General features: G+C 51.5%; 16 protein-coding genes and 1 rRNA gene. 2 read left to right on the forward strand and 15 right to left on the reverse strand.

Annotation, left to right across the window (positions count from 1 at the left end; translation table 11 throughout):
- Window positions 1-228: 228 nt before the first annotated feature.
- The 7 genes from DVH26_RS34505 to DVH26_RS34535 all read right to left on the reverse strand — a co-directional run bounded on the left by DVH26_RS34505 (window position 229) and on the right by DVH26_RS34535 (window position 8211).
- A 16S ribosomal RNA gene (locus tag DVH26_RS34505) occupies window positions 229-1761 on the reverse strand.
- Window positions 1762-2147: 386 nt separating this feature from the next.
- The gene (locus tag DVH26_RS34510) at window positions 2148-3020 is read right to left on the reverse strand and encodes an inositol monophosphatase family protein (RefSeq protein ID WP_239630111.1); all 873 of its coding nucleotides are present in this window, start codon (window positions 3018-3020) and stop codon (window positions 2148-2150) included.
- A gap of 298 nt (window positions 3021-3318) precedes the next feature.
- Complete coding sequence (gene fabI, locus DVH26_RS34515; RefSeq protein WP_239630112.1) at window positions 3319-4089, reverse strand: enoyl-ACP reductase FabI; 771 nt, start codon at window positions 4087-4089, stop codon at window positions 3319-3321.
- A gap of 107 nt (window positions 4090-4196) precedes the next feature.
- Window positions 4197-5183: a UV DNA damage repair endonuclease UvsE gene (gene uvsE, locus DVH26_RS34520; protein ID WP_239630113.1), complete on the reverse strand. Its 987-nt coding sequence runs from the start codon at window positions 5181-5183 to the stop codon at window positions 4197-4199.
- Window positions 5184-5308: 125 nt separating this feature from the next.
- Entirely contained in the window at window positions 5309-5629 is a 321-nt protein-coding gene (locus DVH26_RS34525) for a hypothetical protein (protein ID WP_239630114.1), read from the reverse strand.
- A 137-nt stretch (window positions 5630-5766) separates the two neighbouring features.
- The gene (locus tag DVH26_RS34530) at window positions 5767-6930 is read right to left on the reverse strand and encodes a D-alanine--D-alanine ligase (protein ID WP_239630115.1); all 1164 of its coding nucleotides are present in this window, start codon (window positions 6928-6930) and stop codon (window positions 5767-5769) included.
- A 258-nt stretch (window positions 6931-7188) separates the two neighbouring features.
- On the reverse strand, window positions 7189-8211 hold the full coding sequence (locus DVH26_RS34535; protein ID WP_239630116.1) for an amidase domain-containing protein: 1023 nt from the start codon (window positions 8209-8211) through the stop codon (window positions 7189-7191).
- Between the two features lie 271 nt (window positions 8212-8482).
- Here DVH26_RS34535 and acnA point away from each other — a divergent pair, with 271 nt between their 5' ends.
- Window positions 8483-11188, forward strand: coding sequence for an aconitate hydratase AcnA (acnA, locus tag DVH26_RS34540; protein WP_239630117.1), 2706 nt, complete (start codon window positions 8483-8485; stop codon window positions 11186-11188).
- A gap of 177 nt (window positions 11189-11365) precedes the next feature.
- Here the strand turns inward: acnA and DVH26_RS34545 are convergent, their stop codons facing one another.
- Entirely contained in the window at window positions 11366-12109 is a 744-nt protein-coding gene (locus tag DVH26_RS34545) for an IclR family transcriptional regulator (protein ID WP_239630118.1), read from the reverse strand.
- A 311-nt stretch (window positions 12110-12420) separates the two neighbouring features.
- Here DVH26_RS34545 and DVH26_RS34550 point away from each other — a divergent pair, with 311 nt between their 5' ends.
- On the forward strand, window positions 12421-13452 hold the full coding sequence (locus tag DVH26_RS34550; protein WP_239630119.1) for an alpha/beta hydrolase: 1032 nt from the start codon (window positions 12421-12423) through the stop codon (window positions 13450-13452).
- A 56-nt stretch (window positions 13453-13508) separates the two neighbouring features.
- Here DVH26_RS34550 and folE read toward each other — a convergent pair whose 3' ends face one another.
- The 7 genes from folE to DVH26_RS34585 all read right to left on the reverse strand — a co-directional run bounded on the left by folE (window position 13509) and on the right by DVH26_RS34585 (window position 18532).
- A complete protein-coding gene (gene folE / locus DVH26_RS34555; RefSeq protein ID WP_239630120.1) occupies window positions 13509-14099 on the reverse strand; it encodes a GTP cyclohydrolase I FolE in 591 nt (196 codons plus the stop codon).
- A 42-nt stretch (window positions 14100-14141) separates the two neighbouring features.
- Window positions 14142-14372 (reverse strand): YneF family protein, encoded by a 231-nt coding sequence (locus DVH26_RS34560; protein ID WP_239630121.1) that lies wholly within the window; start codon window positions 14370-14372, stop codon window positions 14142-14144.
- A gap of 99 nt (window positions 14373-14471) precedes the next feature.
- The gene (locus tag DVH26_RS34565; protein ID WP_239630122.1) at window positions 14472-15506 is read right to left on the reverse strand and encodes an HD-GYP domain-containing protein; all 1035 of its coding nucleotides are present in this window, start codon (window positions 15504-15506) and stop codon (window positions 14472-14474) included.
- A gap of 149 nt (window positions 15507-15655) precedes the next feature.
- Window positions 15656-16174, reverse strand: a complete 519-nt coding sequence (locus DVH26_RS34570; RefSeq protein WP_239630123.1) for a methylated-DNA--[protein]-cysteine S-methyltransferase — start codon at window positions 16172-16174, stop codon at window positions 15656-15658.
- A complete protein-coding gene (gene queG / locus DVH26_RS34575; RefSeq protein WP_239630124.1) occupies window positions 16146-17321 on the reverse strand; it encodes a tRNA epoxyqueuosine(34) reductase QueG in 1176 nt (391 codons plus the stop codon). Before queG ends, DVH26_RS34570 begins: the two co-directional genes overlap by 29 nt.
- Before the next feature lie 51 nt (window positions 17322-17372).
- Entirely contained in the window at window positions 17373-17969 is a 597-nt protein-coding gene (lepB, locus tag DVH26_RS34580; protein ID WP_239630125.1) for a signal peptidase I, read from the reverse strand.
- Window positions 17970-17971: 2 nt separating this feature from the next.
- Window positions 17972-18532, reverse strand: a complete 561-nt coding sequence (locus tag DVH26_RS34585; RefSeq protein WP_239630126.1) for a DUF402 domain-containing protein — start codon at window positions 18530-18532, stop codon at window positions 17972-17974.
- Between the last annotated feature and the right edge of the window lie 150 nt (window positions 18533-18682).

Genomic DNA, 18682 nt, shown 5'->3' on the forward strand with positions numbered 1-18682 from the left:
CATTTATTTCGTTATCTAGTTTTCAAGGAACAAGCTTGGTTCATTCAACCTGTCTCAATGACAGGAAGAATATCTTATCATGCGGTTAACCTCGATGCAAGCATCAAAATCTTCCAACATGGTTTGAGAGTTTGTTGTCCTCTCAAAACTGAACAACGAAGTGAGTGTTAGTTTGCAGTTTAAAACTGCTTTATGTCCGATGACCTGCAGTCATCATGGACTCCATAGAAAGGAGGTGATCCAGCCGCACCTTCCGATACGGCTACCTTGTTACGACTTCACCCCAATCATCTACCCCACCTTCGGCGGCTGGCCCCTTGCGGTTACCCCACCGACTTCGGGTGTTGTAAACTCTCGTGGTGTGACGGGCGGTGTGTACAAGACCCGGGAACGTATTCACCGCGGCATGCTGATCCGCGATTACTAGCAATTCCGACTTCATGCAGGCGAGTTGCAGCCTGCAATCCGAACTGAGACCGGCTTCTAAGGATTGGCTCCACCTCGCGGCTTCGCTTCCCGTTGTACCGGCCATTGTAGTACGTGTGTAGCCCAGGTCATAAGGGGCATGATGATTTGACGTCATCCCCGCCTTCCTCCGGTTTGTCACCGGCAGTCACTCTAGAGTGCCCAACTTAATGCTGGCAACTAAAGTCAAGGGTTGCGCTCGTTGCGGGACTTAACCCAACATCTCACGACACGAGCTGACGACAACCATGCACCACCTGTCTTGGGTGCTCCGAAGAGGGCGCCTATCTCTAGACGTTTCACCCAGATGTCAAGACCTGGTAAGGTTCTTCGCGTTGCTTCGAATTAAACCACATACTCCACTGCTTGTGCGGGTCCCCGTCAATTCCTTTGAGTTTCACTCTTGCGAGCGTACTCCCCAGGCGGAGTGCTTACTGTGTTTACTTCGGCACCAAGGGTATCGAAACCCCTAACACCTAGCACTCATCGTTTACGGCGTGGACTACCAGGGTATCTAATCCTGTTTGCTCCCCACGCTTTCGCGCCTCAGCGTCAGTTACGGTCCAGAAAGTCGCCTTCGCCACTGGTGTTCCTCCACATCTCTACGCATTTCACCGCTACACGTGGAATTCCACTTTCCTCTCCCGCACTCAAGTCATCCAGTTTTCAGTGCGATCCGGGGTTGAGCCCCGGGCTTAAACACCAAACTTAAATGACCGCCTGCGCGCGCTTTACGCCCAATAATTCCGGACAACGCTTGCCCCCTACGTATTACCGCGGCTGCTGGCACGTAGTTAGCCGGGGCTTTCTTCTCAGGTACCGTCACCCACAGGGCAGTTACTCCCCATGGCGTTCTTCCCTGGCAACAGAGCTTTACGATCCGAAAACCTTCATCACTCACGCGGCGTTGCTCCGTCAGACTTGCGTCCATTGCGGAAGATTCCCTACTGCTGCCTCCCGTAGGAGTCTGGGCCGTGTCTCAGTCCCAGTGTGGCCGATCACCCTCTCAGGTCGGCTACGCATCGTCGCCTTGGTAGGCCATTACCCTACCAACTAGCTAATGCGCCGCAGGCCCATCTGCAAGCCACAGGTTGCCCCGTGTTTCATGATTCCCTCATGCGAGGAAACCAGCTATCCGGTCTTAGCTATCGTTTCCGATAGTTATCCCGGTCTTGCAGGCAGGTTGCCTACGTGTTACTCACCCGTCCGCCGCTATCCCCGAAGGGACCGCTCGACTTGCATGTATTAGGCACGCCGCCAGCGTTCGTCCTGAGCCAGGATCAAACTCTCCATTAAAGTGTCACCGAAGCGACCGTATAACAGAGCTTGTCTTAAGCTCAAAATTCAATGCTAGCGAGAATTTTCATTCTCTATTTAACACTCACTCGTTGTTCAGTTTTCAAAGGACAATTTCGTTCATTTCCTCGTTGCCCAATCAGCAGCAAGGAATTTCAATATATCATATTCTCTCAAGCAATGCAAGCTTTTTTTAAATTTCTTTATTTAAGCTTCCCTTTGCTTGCCAGCCGTCATTTGGCCGGAAGACCAATATAGCATGATCCAAAATTATTTGCAACCCTAAATTTCAACTTTTATAGTATATCCGCCTTCAACAAAAAATAACAGCCTGATAACAAAACTGCAAATGCAGCATCGTCACCAGACTGTTTCCCATAATATGACTATTCCTTCGCCTCAAAGCCGGTCGCTTGGGCAAGCGCGAGCTCCTGTTGAAACTCCGGATGAATATGGCCGTTGGAGGCTAGAACATGGCGAACTCCCAACGTATACGGATTGCCTGCAGTATCGGTTACACGACCGCCCGATTCGGTTATTAGCAGCGAGCCTGCAGCAACATCCCACGAATTCAGCCCGATCTCCCAGAACCCGCTCAGCCTTCCCGCGGCCACATAGGCCATATGCAGAGCAGCGGAGCCCGCTACGCGAATGTTGCGAACTTTGGGCGTCAACGCCTGTACGCCTTGCATATTAATAGGCAAAGCATAATTTCTGTCGGCCGGGAAGCCTGTCGCTACCAAGCACTCGGAGAGCTTGATTTCTGTAGATACACGCATGCGTCTTCCGTGCAGGTAGGCGCCTTTTCCTTTTTCCGCAACGAAAAGCTCGTCCTGGATAGGGTTGTACACTACACCTACAATGACTTCCCCTTTATGAGCAAGCGCAATGGATACGCTGAAAAACGGGAATCCGTGCACAAAATTGGTCGTTCCGTCCAGCGGATCTACAATCCATAAATACTCGGCCTCGCTGGCCTCCTCCAACGCTTTGCTGGAAGCTTCCGGTCCCGGCTCCACTCCCTCCTCACCCAGTATGGAATGATGAGGAAAGTGCGTTTGTATCAAATTGCGGATCATCGTCTCCGCACCCTTGTCCACTTCGGTAACTAGATCATGAGGGGAATACTTCATATGTAAGCTGTTGAAGTCCCCTAGCTTGCTTTGGATCCACTCTCCAGCTTTGGATGCGGTATTGATGGCCACTGCGGTAAAATTTTTGCTTCCCACAACAAAAGATGAATTGCTTTCGTTAGCCATTTCAATCAGTCCTTTTCTTCCCATAAAAAATAGTTTGGTTTCGATTACAACCAGTATAGTTAATTTACGACCCAAAAGCTACAGCGTTTCACCCAATTAATACTAGAGTTTATGACAAATCAACAAACATCAGAACGGGTCAAATCGAGCTCCGCACCCTTTCTCCCGGAGATGAAAACACCCTCGTTCTCCTAAGCAGCCTATCCAGCAAAAGCACTGCCGCCTCCATATGAAAAAAGACCCTTCTGCCGTCGCAACGAAGGATCTTCTTCAAGCAAATAATATAGGGTAAGTTGAATTACACGCCTACAATATGATAGCCGTTATCAACATAAATGACTTCTCCAGTAATACCACGGGACAAATGACTCATAAGGAACATGGCGGTGTCGCCAACCTCGGCTGTTTCCGTCGTGCGTCGGAGAGGCGCTTTTTCTTCTACGGTTTTCAAGATGGAGTTGAAGTCCTTGATGCCTTTTGCCGCCAGCGTGCGGATCGGACCTGCCGAAATCGCATTGACACGAACATTGTATTGACCCAAATCGTTGGCCAAATAACGGACGCTCGCTTCCAAAGCCGCTTTGGCTACGCCCATTACGTTGTAGTTCTTCATGGCGCGTTCCGCACCGAGGTACGTCATCGTCATGATGCTGCCGCCTTCGGTCATCAACGGATACAGGCGTTGGGCAACCGCAACGAGAGAGTAAGCGCTAATATCGTGAGCCAATGCGAAACCGTCGCGCGAAGTGCCTACGAACAACCCTTCCAGCTCCTCCGTCTTAGCGAACGCAATGCTATGTACAAGCCCATGAAGAACGCCGAAATGCTCACGAACAGCCGCAGCAAGAGTATCAATCTCCGCATCCACCGTTACGTTGCAAGGCAGTACGATAGAATTGGGAATCGTATCGGCCAGCTTGCGTACCCGTTCCTCTACGCGCTCGCTCTCATAAGTAAAGGCAAGGCGCGCACCTTGAGCGGCCAAAGATTGAGCAATCGCCCAAGCGATACTGCGATCGTTCGCAACACCCATAATTAGTATATTTTTACCGTTCAGCAGTTGAGTCATGAAATAGAAGTCCCCTCTCCGAATTAAAATGAGGCGGCTTGGCCAACCTTACTTCTTTCTCAAGTTACCCCATTTTTACCAATAATTCAAGAGAGAATATAGTAGGTTTAAAGCTCGAACGAAGCTTGATCCAGCAAGGTTACGCCCGTTTCCTCACGCACATCCTCCACCAGCTTGAATAATGCTTCATCCTTCTTTTTGGCTTCAATCATGACATCCAGCCTGGGTGTGAGAGCGGAGATCGAACGAAGAAATTGCATGAGTACACGAGCATCTATAAAGTCCGCGTGACCTCTCGGATCCTTCTCGCTTTTGGGGCTGGACACATGGATTTTGGGCGGCAGCGGTCGATCCGAGCCTTGCTCACGCTCCCCTTCCCACGTACGCAAAATGCGGGGCCACAGCTCAGGAGCACTGTCCCGGCCCTCCTCGTGATTGACCTGGTGATGATGAATATCGAGCACCATGGGAGTGTTCACCTTTTCACAAATGTCCAGGGTCTCGAGAGCGGTGAACGTTTTATCGTCGTTTTCCAGAGTCATTCTCCGTTTGATTCGCTCCGGCAGCTGTTCGAATCGGGAGACGAACCGGTCGGCCGCCGTCTTTTTGTTGCCATAGGTGCCCCCGACATGAATATTGCATTTGGCCGATTCATCAAGGCCCATCGCCTCTAACATCGTCACATGCCGGTCCAGATCGTCCAGCGAATTACGCAGCACCTCGTCTCTCGGAGTACTTAACACCGTAAAATGATCAGGATGAAAGCTGAGACGCATCGCATGTTCACGGGCATAGGAACCTAACTCGGCAAAAGCCTCCGATAACACAGGCATCGGGTTCCAGCCACGAAGAGCTTCGTGACCGATCAGCGGAATCAATTTGGACGAGCACCGGTACATACTGATATCGTGTGCCCGGTTATGCTTCAGAAGCCGAAGCGTATTATGGATATTTTCCGCAGCTATACGCTCCAGCTTTCGAATTGCCGCCTCCCGGTCTTCCAGCTTCAAGAATTGGGTCGCCGTCATAGTTTTGGAGGGAGAAGCATTGGACACACTCATCGACATTGCCACATAACCGAGACGAACAATCACAGGCTTGCACACTCCTTCCTCTCATCTACCGGCTAGTTTGTCCATTTGCGCCAAGAGCTATCAGAGCGGAAATAAAAAAACACCTCTTCGCCCTGCGACGAAAAGATGCTTTTGCTTCGTTAACGTTATTTATGATTTAGCCCAAAAAACATTTCATGAGCCAGCGACGTTTGCACGCGCGCTTCTTCATCCGTAAGCCTGCGGACCAGCTCCATTTCCACTTGAGTCACTTCCTCGCCTTGAAAATTGATTTCCGCGATGGATGCGACAATTTTGACTATGGCGATCGCTTTATTTTCCGGAGTATAGGCAATGACCATCTGCCCCGTCGGGAAAACCCGGAAGCCGCTTTTGACCATTTTGCCCCGGCCATATTCCAACAGCTCGTAAAGCTCCTGCTCGGATTTGAATTTGCATACAGAATTGAATTCGGTTTGAAATCCCATACGTGGTCCTCCTTCCCAAGGCTTTATCAACCTGTTTATGCTAAGCATACGTGAAGCCGCTTCACGAATCAAGTCAATAGAACGATAACGGCGTCACATACGGAATATTCGATTGGATACAACCTCGTTCTAATCCCTTACTCTACATCAAACGTATATTGAAGCCGCTGTTTATCGGCATGGCGTTGCAAAGCTAGAGTAATCAGATCGTCAAGAAGCTCCTGATACGGCTTGCCCGTCTCTTTCCATAGCAGCGGATACATGCTGAAAGGTGTAAAGCCTGGCATCGTATTAATCTCATTAATAAAAATGCGATTGTCTTCCTTGCGCAAAAAGAAATCGACACGCGATAAGCCGGATCCGTCAACCGCTTGAAATGCACGAACCGCCAGCTCGCGAATTTGATCGGACAGCTCCTCGGAAATTTCGGCCGGAATAATCATGGAAGATTTGCCATCGATATATTTCGCTTTATAATCATAAAATTCATTGGACGATACGATTTCACCGACAACGGATGCACGCGGCTCATCATTGCCTAGCACGGCTACTTCAACCTCACGCGCGTTGATGTTCTCCTCGACTATGACTTTACGGTCATACTGGAATGCGATTTGAATGGCAGCGATGAGCTCGTCACGGTTACTTGCTTTGCTGATGCCGACGCTGGAGCCGAGGTTAGCCGGTTTGACAAAACAAGGATAGCCAATGGAAATTTCGATTTCCATCAGGAAGTAGGCTTGGTCCTTTTCCCACTGCGTCTTGGTAAAATGACGGAACACGCATTGCGGTAAGCCTTCCTGCGCGAACACCTTTTTCATCATGACCTTATCCATGCCCACGGAGGAAGCAAGTACGCCTGCGCCTACATAGGCGATGTTAGCCATCTCCAGAAGACCCTGGATCGTTCCGTCTTCGCCGAAAGTACCGTGCAGCAGAGGGAATACGACGTCCAGCGGCTTGTCTTGGGCCGAGCCTGTCTTTTGAGCCGGTGCCGTTTGGGACGAGCTGATTACGGCCTTATCCCCTGTAAGCTGGGAGGCAAAAAACGGCTGAAGCGCAAACGATGATGCCGGAGCGGATAGCGCCTCATCCTGGAACGTCAGCTCGGCAACGGTTTGTGCCGGAGCCGTCAGTTGAGGGCCCGTGCGCCATTCCCCCTGCTTCGTTATGTAAAATGGCTGAATTTCGTATTTGTTCATATCGAATGCTTTAATTACGGCGAGTGCCGTCTGAAGAGAGACCTCGTGCTCTCCCGACTTCCCTCCGTAGATTAAGCCGACGCGAATTTTGTCATTCATAATAACCTCCGAATGGATATGTCATTCAATGCATAGTACTATCGCTAATCTCGTAACCTAAGAACATTCTGAGAAGAATGTTCAACTTTGTAAACATGCGCCCCTAAGAACATTCCGTAAAGGAATGTTCAACTTCGAAAGCGTGCGCTAAGAACATTCCGCGAAATGATCGATTGGAGTATCTGCTTAGATCATTCGAGGAATGTTAAGCTTCGGATCATATGATAAGAACATTCGAAGAATGCCGAAGCTTTCAGGCTACAGCAGATCCGCAATATGCAGGAACTTGTATTTGGTGTATTCCGTCCAGGCTACAGAGTCCCTGTAGCTCCAGTATCTGTGATAGCTGTTGGTAGTATGGGCGTTCACCAGCGGCATTCCGTTCCCATCCTTGGCCGTTACGATAGTGCTGTGCTGGTATCGTCCGTTGCCGTCCCAGTCATAGCTTATTACGTCACCCAGCTCAAGCATTTCCGCCCGTGGCACCTCCTCGGCGCGAAATCCGCCGCGGTTCGCCAGCAAGTAGTGCTGCAAGCTATGAGCCACAGCCCAGCTGAAGCTCCACTGCTCTTGGCCGTTAAAGCGGCCTTTGTACCACCAGCCGGAATCCCTTTTCCCAGTATAGTGCATTGGCGCCCCGCCTGCAAAGAGGCACTGGGATATAAAATTGCTGCAGTCCACTTCAAATTCAATGTAAGCGGGATTCGCCTTATCCCACCAGGTATCGGCGTACTGAACGGCTTTCATCCGGTCATAAGACCCTTTTCGACCGCTTGACTCCAAGTAGGGGAGCACGCTGTAATTCAAATAAGGCACAGAGGGCGAAGGGGCGGAAGAACTGACGGTATATTCGTCCATTTCAGACAGGTCATCGTCCGCAGCCGCTTGCTCGGATGGATACGACCGCTCGGTGGCCATGGAATCAATCTTTGCGATATACCATTTCCCATCATATTCCATGAGTTGGATACGCTCGGATTCCAGTCTCTTTTCCTCCTGCTCCCGATAACCGATGGTTCCTACGGACGTTCGCCGCAGCAGGACATCGGCGGTTACGTTCCCGGGCTGTTCGTCCGCTTGCAGGATCGTTAAGCGGGTCTCGCTTTTCACAGGATAAAACCTGCGGTCCTGATCGGAATGAGCCGTTCTCGACAGCCGCTGAATTTGGGATTGCAAATAACCATTATCGGTAACAAAAGGCAGCAGAGGCTGGACGGAATAATCCATGTCCATTTGATTTTTGTGATGAACGTAATCATAGAGCGTCGTTTTCCAAGACATGCGGGCTACCTCCATTATTATGAAATGGCTGTTAAGGGCTGCCTAGCTGAACGGGATGCAAGTTATATGAAAAAACGTAAACCAGACAGGCTTTTTCACGCATAGCAATTACTCCAATATATGAAGAAATCCAAGTAAAAATGATTGAATTTAACCTTTACGCGGGGCCTTTCAGCATGTATACTTAGTGTATGGCAATTATGAAATCCTGTTTCAATAGATGAAACATAGATGGTTTCAGCTTACAACTTCTTAAGGAGGAATGACACTCATGGCTAAAAAAGACCATTACTCGGTCCGTAAAGCGCTTGACGTAAAAGGTAAAACATACCAATACTACAGCCTGCCAGGACTCGAGGAGCAAGGCCTCGGCAACATTTCCGCACTTCCTTTTTCCATTAAAGTGCTGCTGGAAGCAGCGGTTCGTCAATTCGACGGCAGAGCGATTACTCCAGATCATGTAAAGCAAATCGCAAACTGGGCGAAAGAGCGCGAAGAGAAAGAAATTCCTTTTATTCCTGCTCGTATCGTTCTTCAGGACTTCACCGGCGTACCGGTTGTCGTTGACTTGGCGGCAATGAGAGACACGATGAAGAAATCCGGCGGAGACCCTAAACGGATCAACCCGCTCGTTCCGGTTGACCTGGTTATCGACCACTCTGTCATGGTTGATGCTTTTGGTACCAAAGACGCTTTGGACACCAACATCAACATTGAATTCGAGCGTAACGAAGAGCGCTACCGTTTCCTTCGTTGGGCACAAACAGCATTCGACAACTTCCGTGCTGTTCCTCCTTCAACAGGTATCGTTCACCAAGTTAACTTGGAGTACCTGGCTAGCGTAGCAGCTACGAAAGTCGTTGACGGCGAAACGGAAGTATATCCTGATTCCCTCGTAGGTACTGACTCCCATACTACAATGATCAACGGTCTTGGTATCGTAGGCTGGGGCGTAGGCGGTATCGAGGCGGAAGCAGGAATGCTTGGACAACCTCTGTACTTCGTTACACCTGAAGTTATCGGCTTCAAATTGACAGGCACATTGCCTGAGGGCGCTACGGCTACCGACTTGGCTCTTACCGTTACCCAAATGCTTCGTAAAAAAGGCGTTGTAGGTAAATTCGTCGAGTTCTACGGCCCAGGCCTCAGCAACATCAGCTTGGCAGACCGTGCAACAGTTGCGAACATGGCACCTGAGTACGGCGCGACGATCGGTTTCTTCCCTGTTGACTCCGAGTCCCTCAACTACTTGAGAGGTACTGGCCGTGAAGAAGATCAAATCGCTTTGGTTGAAGCTTACTATAAAGCACAAGGCATGTTCCGTACGGACGATACTCCGGACCCTGTATTTACGGACAAAATCGAGCTTGACCTTTCCTCCGTTGTACCAAGCTTGGCAGGTCCTAAGCGTCCTCAAGACCGCGTAGAACTGACAGCTATGAAGGAATCGTTCAACTCGATCGTTCGCACGCCGATTGAAAAAGGCGGATACGGCTTGAGCGACGAGAAAATCGCTGAAACCGTTGAAGTAAAACACGCTAGCGGCGAAGTTACCAAAATGGGCACAGGCGCAGTCGTTATCGCGGCTATTACAAGCTGTACTAACACTTCCAACCCAAGCGTTATGCTCGGTGCAGGTCTCGTTGCGAAAAAAGCGGTAGCACGCGGTTTGAAAAAACCTGCTTACGTGAAAAGCAGCTTGACTCCAGGCTCCCTGGTTGTTACCGAGTACCTGAAAAACGCAAACGTGCTTGAGTCCCTCGAAGCATTGGGCTTCCACGTAGCTGGCTACGGTTGTGCAACCTGTATCGGTAACTCCGGTCCTTTGCCTGACGAAGTAAGCAAAGCGATCGCAGACAACGACATGACGGTAGCCGCTGTATTGTCCGGTAACCGTAACTTTGAAGGCCGCGTTCACGCACAAGTCAAAGCGAACTACCTGGCTTCCCCGCCGTTGGTTGTTGCCTATGCTCTTGCAGGAACAGTGAACATCGACCTGGCGAACGATCCTATCGGCTACGACCAAGCGAACCAGCCGGTTTACTTGAAAGACATCTGGCCTACTAAAGACGAGATCCAAGAAGCTATCAATACGGCTATGGGTCCTGAAATTTACCGTGAGAAATATGCGAATGTATTCCGCGCCAACGAGCGTTGGAACGCTATCGATGTTCCAGAAGGCGAGCTGTATGAGTGGGACGAGAAATCCACTTATATCGCGAACCCTCCGTTCTTCGAGAACCTGGGCGCTGGCATTTCCGATATCGCCGATATCCGCAGCGCAAGAACTTTGGCATTGATGGGCGATTCCGTAACAACGGACCATATCTCTCCTGCAGGTAACATCAAAGTCGACAGCCCGGCAGGTAAATTCCTGATCGAGCATGGCGTGAAGAAGGAAGACTTTAACTCCTACGGTTCCCGCCGTGGTAACCATGACGTTATGATGCGCGGTACGTTCGCGAACATCCGTATTCGTAACCAAGTGGCACCTGGCACCGAGGGCGGCGTAACGACTTACCTGCCGACCGGCGAAGTCGAGTCCATCTACGATGCTTCCATGAAGTATCAAGCTCAAGGAACGAACCTTGTCGTTATCGCAGGCAAAGAATACGGTACAGGAAGCTCCCGTGACTGGGCAGCGAAAGGTACATTCTTGCTTGGCGTCAAAGCGGTTATCGCTGAGAGCTTCGAGCGTATTCACCGCTCCAACCTCGTGGGCATGGGCGTATTGCCTCTGCAATTCCACGAAGGCCAAAGCTGGAAAACGCTTGGTATCACAGGTACCGAAACGTTCGACATCTCCGGCTTGAGCAACGACGTTCAACCGGGTCAAAACGTAACGGTAACGGCTACCCGCGAAGACGGAACCAGCTTCTCCTTCGAAGTATCCGTACGTCTCGACAGCATGGTGGATGTAGACTACTACCGTAACGGCGGTATTCTGCAAACCGTATTGCGTCAAATCATGGCTTAATTTAAGCCTTGAACCAATAGATACAAGGTTTACATGCAATACAAGCGAAAAGCCCCGCAAGGGGCTTTTTTGCTTGTCGAAGCAGCGCGGTTGGAGGCTGCTTCCGCAAGAAGCGCGGTGAAATGAAAAACAGGAGCTTCCGGGTCATGAGTATGACCCGACGAAGCTCCTGTTTGTTTATTTCACCATCTTGCCCATGCGGCTGGCCGCTTCCATCAGGACCGGCGCATGCTCCTTCATCTTCTCCAACGTGAGCCGGTTGGAGGGTCCGCTCACCGCGAGCGCGGCTACAAGCCGCTGCGCCCGGGTTAAGACGGGCACCGCCACCGCCGCGGCGCCGGGCTCCCGCTCCTCGACGCTCGTCGCGTAGCCGAGCGCCTTCGCCTCCGCCAGCTGCTGCAGGAAGGCGCCTTGATCGAGCCCCGCCGGCCAAGCCGGGCTCGAGAGCAGCGCCTCCTGCAGCTCCTGCTCCGCGAAGGCGACGAGGATCTTGCTCGAAGCGCCGACGTAGAGCGGCATTCTCGCTCCGATCGGAGCAACGCGGCGAATCGCCTGGTTGCTCTGCACCGCCTGCACGCGCACGCGCTCGAACCGATCGCTTACATATAAGCTGATCGTCTCGTCGAGCTGGTCGCGCAGCCGTTCCATTTCCGGCAAAAAGATCAGCGCCGGGTCATCGCTATGTGTCATATTGGCCGACAGCTCCCATATGCGGAAGCCAAGCCGGTATTTATCCGAAGCGGCGTCACGGATTACGAAGCCCTTCCCTTCCAAGGATGCAAGAAGCCGATGCACCGTGCTCTTGTGCAGCGATACACGGAACGCGATTTCCGTCAGGCTCAAATCGGACGAATCCGTAAAGCAAAGCAATATATCCAGTGCGCGTTCTACGGCGCGCACGGTTAGTTTACCATCTTCCATCGTAGGTTCCTCCGTCATATAGTTTCACCAAATGAAACTCTGTTACGTATAGTATAACTCGGTCCGGCAAAAACGTAAAGGTATTATTTCACCAAAATCTGACTGGGATACCGTCTAAAAGACCTAGCTCCGTCCTAATATTACGGACAGATTACAACAAGCTAACATTTCTCGCGAACGATTGACGCGGATGCCCGCTGCATTTTACTATAGTTATAAGAAGACCAAGCAAGTGTTACCCATCGATTTCTCCGCCTATGGAATTCGCTGTTCACCGCTTAAGTCATCTTAGTCAACAAGGAGGGATCCCGATGGAAACGAACCCCGTCACCCCAACCACTATAAGCACAACAAGTGTTGAAACCGCTGTCAAAACGCGTTCCGTAGCCAGACGCAGAATCAAAACGATCCTAATCGCTCTGCTTTCCGTCGTGCTGCTCTTTGTCAGTCTGGTTATGGCTTTCCATGCATATATCGCCTGGACGTTAGCCAGGCCTCATATCGATCCTTTACGTTCGAACCCGTCGATCGCATTCGGCGCGGCTTATCAAGATATCGAGTTCCCCAGCCTGAACGGAAGCTCTGTCTTAAGCGGCTGGTATATCCCGGCCCAACAGGCTGCTCCGGCCAAGAAAACCGTCGTCTTCTCGCACGGCTACGGCGGCAACCGCGAAGAAATCTGGGTTCCGATCTACGATTTGGCTCGCGAGCTCCACAAGCAAAACTATAATGTCCTCATGTTCGATTATGGCTTCGTACAGCCGAAGGAAAGCGTGACCGGAGGAATCCGCGAATCGCAGGAGCTGCTCGGCGCAATTAAATATGCTAAGGATCAAGGCGCGGAGCACGTATATGTATGGGGCTTCTCCATGGGAGCCGGCACCGCTTTGCAGGCCGCGCTGTTAACCGACGATATCGAGGGCATGATCCTGGACAGCACCTTCATTCTGGAGCCCGAAACGCTGTATCATAACATGAAACAGGTCGCCAATTTGCCGAAATATCCGACGCAGCCGCTGGTCGATTTCTTCTTCCCGTTCATTAACGGCGTAAACTTGAGCCAGATTCCTTACGACAAGGTCAAGGAGACGAAGTACTCCATCCCGATCTTCTTCATTCACGGAAAGCAGGACTTGAAGGCCCCCTATGAAATGGCGCAAACCATTTACAACAACCAGCCGGCCAATTCCGGTTCCGAGCTGTGGCTGCTCCCTAATGACAGTCATGAGCTGATCTACAGAGCGCATCCGAAAACCTACTTATCTTTAACGACCGGCTTCCTGAAAAACGTCGCTGCTTCGCAGGCCTTTTTGCAAAAGGAGCCCGGAGCTGTCGTAAATTAAAAAAACCCCCTTGCCTGTTGGTTTTCAACAAGAAAGGGGGATTTTTTTGAGTTCGTTTATTGCTTCAGCAGCGACAAAAATTCGGCACGCGATGCCGGTTCCTTGCGGAAAATACCGCGAACGGCCGACGTCACCGTCTTGCTGCCCGGCTTCTTCACGCCGCGGGCGCACATGCACAAGTGCTCGCCTTCCACAACGACCATACAGCCGTGAGGCGTAAGCTCCGTTTCGATAATATCGGCGATTTCGGATGTGATCCGCTCTTGCACCTGCAGTTTGCGCGTAACGGCTTCGACCAGTCTGGCAAACTTGCTGAGACCGGCGATTTTGCCGCTCGGCACGTAGCCGATATGAATTTTGCCGAAAAACGGCGCCATATGATGCTCGCATTGGCTGTAATACACAATATCCCGCACGATGACGAGCTCCTCGTGCTTCTCGTCGAAGGCTACGCCGAGAATCTCTTTGTAGTCCGCTTCGTAGCCTGCGAATATCTCTTCGTACATCCGGGTTACCCGGGCAGGGGTATCGAGCAAACCTTCACGATCTACGTCTTCTCCGATTAATCTTAAAATCTCTTTTATGTGACCTTCGATTAATTCGCGGTTTTCGCTGACCCGGGTATTTTTGTATTCTTTGGCCGGCATGTTTTGCACCTCCTGTGAGCTTCACCGGGGGTGAAGCTTACTTTATTTTCTTCCCGGCTTGCGGCCGCCGAAGTTTTGGTTTTTCATCATTTGCTGAGCTTTTTGCAGCTGCTGCTTGTTCATGTTGTAGCCCATCTTCTTGGCCATTTCCTGAAGCATAGCCGGGTCGCTCTGCATATTTTCAAGCTGCTTGCGCAAATAGTAGACACCTGCGAAAAATCCGCCTACCGCGCCGACAAGTAGAGTAACAATAGGGATAATATAGCTCCACATTACTACGAATTCACCTCATTAGGAAGTTATCATTGTACCATAATAGCAAATACTGCGCTTGCACACAAATACGTTTTTTCTATTTGCCTCTCCGCCTGTCTATAAAAGCACGCTGTCGATAAACACCGTCGTATGCTTGGCCAGATCGACTTCCTTTACGTCCAGCTCGCGGTCGGAGAAGTCGGATTTGACGACCCGGACGACCGGGCGACCCGGAAGTCCTCTGTGCTGCCCTACAACGACCCCCGTCTCCTTGGTCGACAGCTTTACCGAAGCACCCGTCGGATATACGGATACCGTCCGCAGGAAGTGAATCACAATCTCGCGGTCGAGCTGTGTTCCGGCGAGCGCCGTCATTTGTTCGCAAGCTTCGTGCGGCAGCATGCGCCGGCCTAATGAAAGGTCGGACAGCAGGTTGTCATACGTGTCGGCGACGGCCGTAATTTTTGCATACAGATGAATCTGATCGCCGGGTATTCTTCTCGGGATGCCTTCGCCGTCCATCCGCTCATGATGCTGGAACGCTACATGCGCTATGAGCAGGCTCAGCTCGCGTTTGTTTTTAAGCAGCTCGAAGCCCCGCCAAGTATGATGCTTGCGCAAATCGGCAGATTCGTCGTCCGTAATGGACTCGATTTTACCCACATCGTGCAGCATGGCCCCAATCGACAGCTCACGCAGCTGAGCCATCGGAAGCCCCATATGAATGCCTATCAACACGGACATCATGCATACGTTAAGCGCATGGACATACATTTGGTTATCCTGGGTGCGTATGTCGGAGAGCTGTATAAGCACCTCTTTGTTCTTCATAATCTCTTCCAGCAGGTTGTCGATACTGCCGTTAATGCTGCGGGTGTTGAAGTCTTTGCCCGAGCGGATCGATTCGAACGTTTCCCCCATGCGCTGCATGACGGCGCGCTTCGTTTCCTCCGACACGACCTCGGCTATTTCCACGTCCTCAAACTGAGGGTCTTTAATGTAGATCATCGTGACGCCGATCCGCTTCAGCGTCGTTATCATGTAAACCGTCAGCTGCACCCCTTCGGAGAGCAGCACCGCCCCGTTGCCGGAGAAAATCGTCCTTCCCAGAAACTGGCCGGGCTCGACATTATCAATGTGTACGTATCTCATAGGCTCTCTCCTAAAAGCTTCCGCCAGGACGCCATATCGCCGTAAGCCTGTAGCTTGCGATACATTCAACGCTTCCCTCGGCAAAGCTTCTCTTCTATTGCATCATTCGGCAGTTCCTGTTCCCCGGACTGCGACGAACGTCCTACTACTTATATCGGATAACCTTCGAGCCTTAATAAGCGGGTTTTCACATCCAGCCCGCCGCCATAGCCGACCATGGATCCGTCCGCTCCAATAACGCGGTGACACGGAACAATAATCGGGACGGGATTCTTATTGTTGGCTCCGCCTACGGCGCGGACCGCCTTTTCCGACTGAATGGCCCGTCCGATGTCTTTGTAGGAGCAAACTTGACCGTATGGAACCTGCGTCAACGCCCGCCATACTTTGACTTGAAACGGCGTTCCCCGCAAATCAAGCGGCACATCGAACGTCGAACGGCTTCCGTCGAAATATTGCTCAAGCTGGTTTTGTGCCTCCGTGAGCTTTGAGCCGCTCTCCTCCCATTCGGTCGTTCCGAACCATCGATCGGACCACTTTTGGAGATCAGCTTCGTTATCCGAGAACCGGCCGAATTCGATATGGCACAGTCCTCTGTCGGAAGCTGCGACAACCAACGGTCCGATAGGAGACGATACCTCAGTGTAATAGATGCTCGTGCTTGGCATAGGCTTTGTCCAGCTCCTTCCTTACGATTGCATCCTGCTCCCGTTCCTTGGCTTCGAGGATGGCCTCCAGTGCCTGCTCTCCGCCTATTCTTCCTAATGCCCAGGCAGCAGCCCCGCGAATTTCCGGCCGGTCGTCGGTCTTCAGTAACTTACGCAAGGCAGGTATGGCTTCCTTGTCTTTAAAATGCCCCAGCGCCAATATCGCATTGCGCTGAATCGGCTTTCTGCCTCTCCACGCTGCGGCGCTGGAGCCGAACTTCTCTTTGAACTCCCGGTTGCTGATTTCAAGCAGCGGCATTAGCAGCGGCTTGGCCTGCTCCGGGTCTGGCCGAAGCTCCGGTTGATGGGTCCAGTTTTTCCCTTTATTCTTGGGACAGACGATCTGGCACGTATCGCAGCCATACAGGCGATTGCCGATTTTCTCCTTTATCGCATCGTCCTCGATATGGCCTTTGGTCTGCGTTATGAACGAAATACACAGCTGCGAGTTCAGCTGGCCAGGCCCTACAAGCGCTCCCGTCGGGCAAGCGTCAATACATATCGTGCAGTCGCCGCAGCTTTCCGTGACAGGCGAATCCGGGGGCAGGGGCAAATTCGTAATCATGTCCCCAAGGTACACCCAGGAGCCGAATTCCGGCGTAATAATGGAGCAGTTTTTGCCGCTCCAGCCGATCCCCGCTCTCTCCGCTACGGCACGGTCCACGAGCGCTCCCGTATCCACCATGCTCTCCAGTCTCGCATCGGGAACGCGCTCCCGTATCCATGCTTCCAGCCGCTGCAGCCGATTGCGCAGCACGCGGTGGTAGTCTTCGCCCCATGCGGACCGGGACAGCATTCCGCGGTAAGCTCCCGGCTCGGAGCGCGGCACATAAGGAAGCTTCGACGGATAAGCTATCGCAATAGAGATAATGGAGCGCGGCGCCTCCAGACTAAGCGCAGGATCCGTCCGCTTGTCCAAATCCGGATCCTCAAAGCCCGATTCAAAGCCCTGCTCGCGGTGACGCTGCAAAATATCCTTCAGCTCGGTGAAAGGATCGGCGCTCGCAATTCCTATTTTATCGATACCGAGATCTGCGGCTGCCGCCTTCATGTCCGCTTTCAGCTGGTGCCAGTTCATGTTGCTCCCGTCTTTCGCTTCTGTCGTCATTTGTTGTCACCTCACGATCCATCGGGACCGTTTAAACTATCGTCCCTTTTCTTACAATGATCCCCATTTGGCTACCGGCCATACGATGCATTCCGCGAGTCCTTCTACGGAGCTCAGCGAAACGGCGCCAAAGCTGCGGCTATCGTAGCTTGCATTCCGGTGACGGTTGTCCCCCATCACAAAGATATGACCCGGTTCCACAATATACGGATCGAACCGGCCGTCCTCAATGAGGGAATCCGTATAGCTCTCTTCATTCGAGCTGCCGTTCACGTACAGCTTGCCCTGCCGTATAAACACCTCGTCCCCAGCTATGGCGACGACGCGTTTGACCAAATATAAATGCTCTGAGCCTTCACCCTCCGGCTCCTTGATCACGACGATATCCCCCCGCTCGGGCTCCCTCGTCCAAAAAGCCGCTTTATTAATAAACAGCCATTCGCCTTCTTCAATAGTTGGTCGCATTGAAGCACCCTTTACAGGGGACAGATGAAATCCGTATTGATGGATCAACAGAATAAGGAATAATGCAACGACGATAGATTTCATCCAATCCCATAGCTCCGCCATAAAATCCGTCGCCTGATCCACCGGAGCCCCTTGCCCCGCCAAGTCGCGATCCGGTTTTTTCTGAGGGAAAAAAACCATGCTTATGCCTCCGCCCCTTCACCTTTCCACTTCTGCCACTGCCGGTAATATTCATGCACCCATTCGTCATGGAACGGTGCCTGGCCCTGCTGGATGCGAAGAAGCAAGTCCTGAAGGCCTTGTTTGACCTTGCCGTCAACGATGGATGAGTAATGGTAGCAGATTTTATGCCTCTCATACTCTTCCTGATCGACAATATGAACGGTGCCTCCCGGCATTCGGATCACATCCAGGTCATAATCGATATACGTTATGACGTTTCCGTTCACATAAGGCGGAGATGCCACGTTGCAATAATACCGCACTCCGGAGTCCTCGAGCAGCGCCACTACATTAAACCATTGCTTCGGAATAAAAAACGAAATGCCCGGGATGCGGCTGACCCATTCCTTCCCGTCCGCTTCGATAATCTTGGTCTGGCTGTTGATTAGAACCATCATCGATTCGGCTTTGTGCGATTCATGCAGAAGCGATTCGGGCACCATCCCGTTTTCCTGCCAGGTACGGTGTAAATGTCCGTCATGCTTGAAGCTTTTTATAATGTAGGAAGAAAACGTCGCCATGAGGTCCAAACCCTTCTATATTAACGTACGTTCGCCGATGCCTTCATAAGAAAATCACCGGATTATCGCCTTAAATCGTCTTTTGTCTAGCATAAACTTATGTCCGGCCGCTTTCAAGAGGATTCCCGTCATACAGCGAATAAATCCACG

It is taken from the genome of Paenibacillus sp. H1-7, from assembly GCF_022354825.1.
GTDB lineage: Bacteria > Bacillota > Bacilli > Paenibacillales > NBRC-103111 > Paenibacillus_S.

Coding starts and splice junctions, on each gene's coding strand:
- DVH26_RS34560 (WP_239630121.1), bottom strand. CDS start 14,372: ATGTGGAGCTATATTATCCCTATTGTTACTCTACTTGTCGGCGCGGTA.
- DVH26_RS34570 (WP_239630123.1), bottom strand. CDS start 16,174: ATGCCAAGCACGAGCATCTATTACACTGAGGTATCGTCTCCTATCGGA.
- DVH26_RS34545 (WP_239630118.1), bottom strand. CDS start 12,109: ATGGAAGATGGTAAACTAACCGTGCGCGCCGTAGAACGCGCACTGGAT.
- folE (WP_239630120.1), bottom strand. CDS start 14,099: ATGCCGGCCAAAGAATACAAAAATACCCGGGTCAGCGAAAACCGCGAA.
- DVH26_RS34530 (WP_239630115.1), bottom strand. CDS start 6,930: ATGAATGACAAAATTCGCGTCGGCTTAATCTACGGAGGGAAGTCGGGA.
- DVH26_RS34565 (WP_239630122.1), bottom strand. CDS start 15,506: ATGAGATACGTACACATTGATAATGTCGAGCCCGGCCAGTTTCTGGGA.
- DVH26_RS34550 (WP_239630119.1), top strand. CDS start 12,421: ATGGAAACGAACCCCGTCACCCCAACCACTATAAGCACAACAAGTGTT.
- DVH26_RS34510 (WP_239630111.1), bottom strand. CDS start 3,020: ATGGCTAACGAAAGCAATTCATCTTTTGTTGTGGGAAGCAAAAATTTT.
- fabI (WP_239630112.1), bottom strand. CDS start 4,089: ATGACTCAACTGCTGAACGGTAAAAATATACTAATTATGGGTGTTGCG.
- DVH26_RS34525 (WP_239630114.1), bottom strand. CDS start 5,629: ATGGGATTTCAAACCGAATTCAATTCTGTATGCAAATTCAAATCCGAG.
- lepB (WP_239630125.1), bottom strand. CDS start 17,969: ATGGTTTTTTTCCCTCAGAAAAAACCGGATCGCGACTTGGCGGGGCAA.
- DVH26_RS34535 (WP_239630116.1), bottom strand. CDS start 8,211: ATGTCTTGGAAAACGACGCTCTATGATTACGTTCATCACAAAAATCAA.
- queG (WP_239630124.1), bottom strand. CDS start 17,321: ATGACGACAGAAGCGAAAGACGGGAGCAACATGAACTGGCACCAGCTG.
- acnA (WP_239630117.1), top strand. CDS start 8,483: ATGGCTAAAAAAGACCATTACTCGGTCCGTAAAGCGCTTGACGTAAAA.
- DVH26_RS34585 (WP_239630126.1), bottom strand. CDS start 18,532: ATGGCGACGTTTTCTTCCTACATTATAAAAAGCTTCAAGCATGACGGA.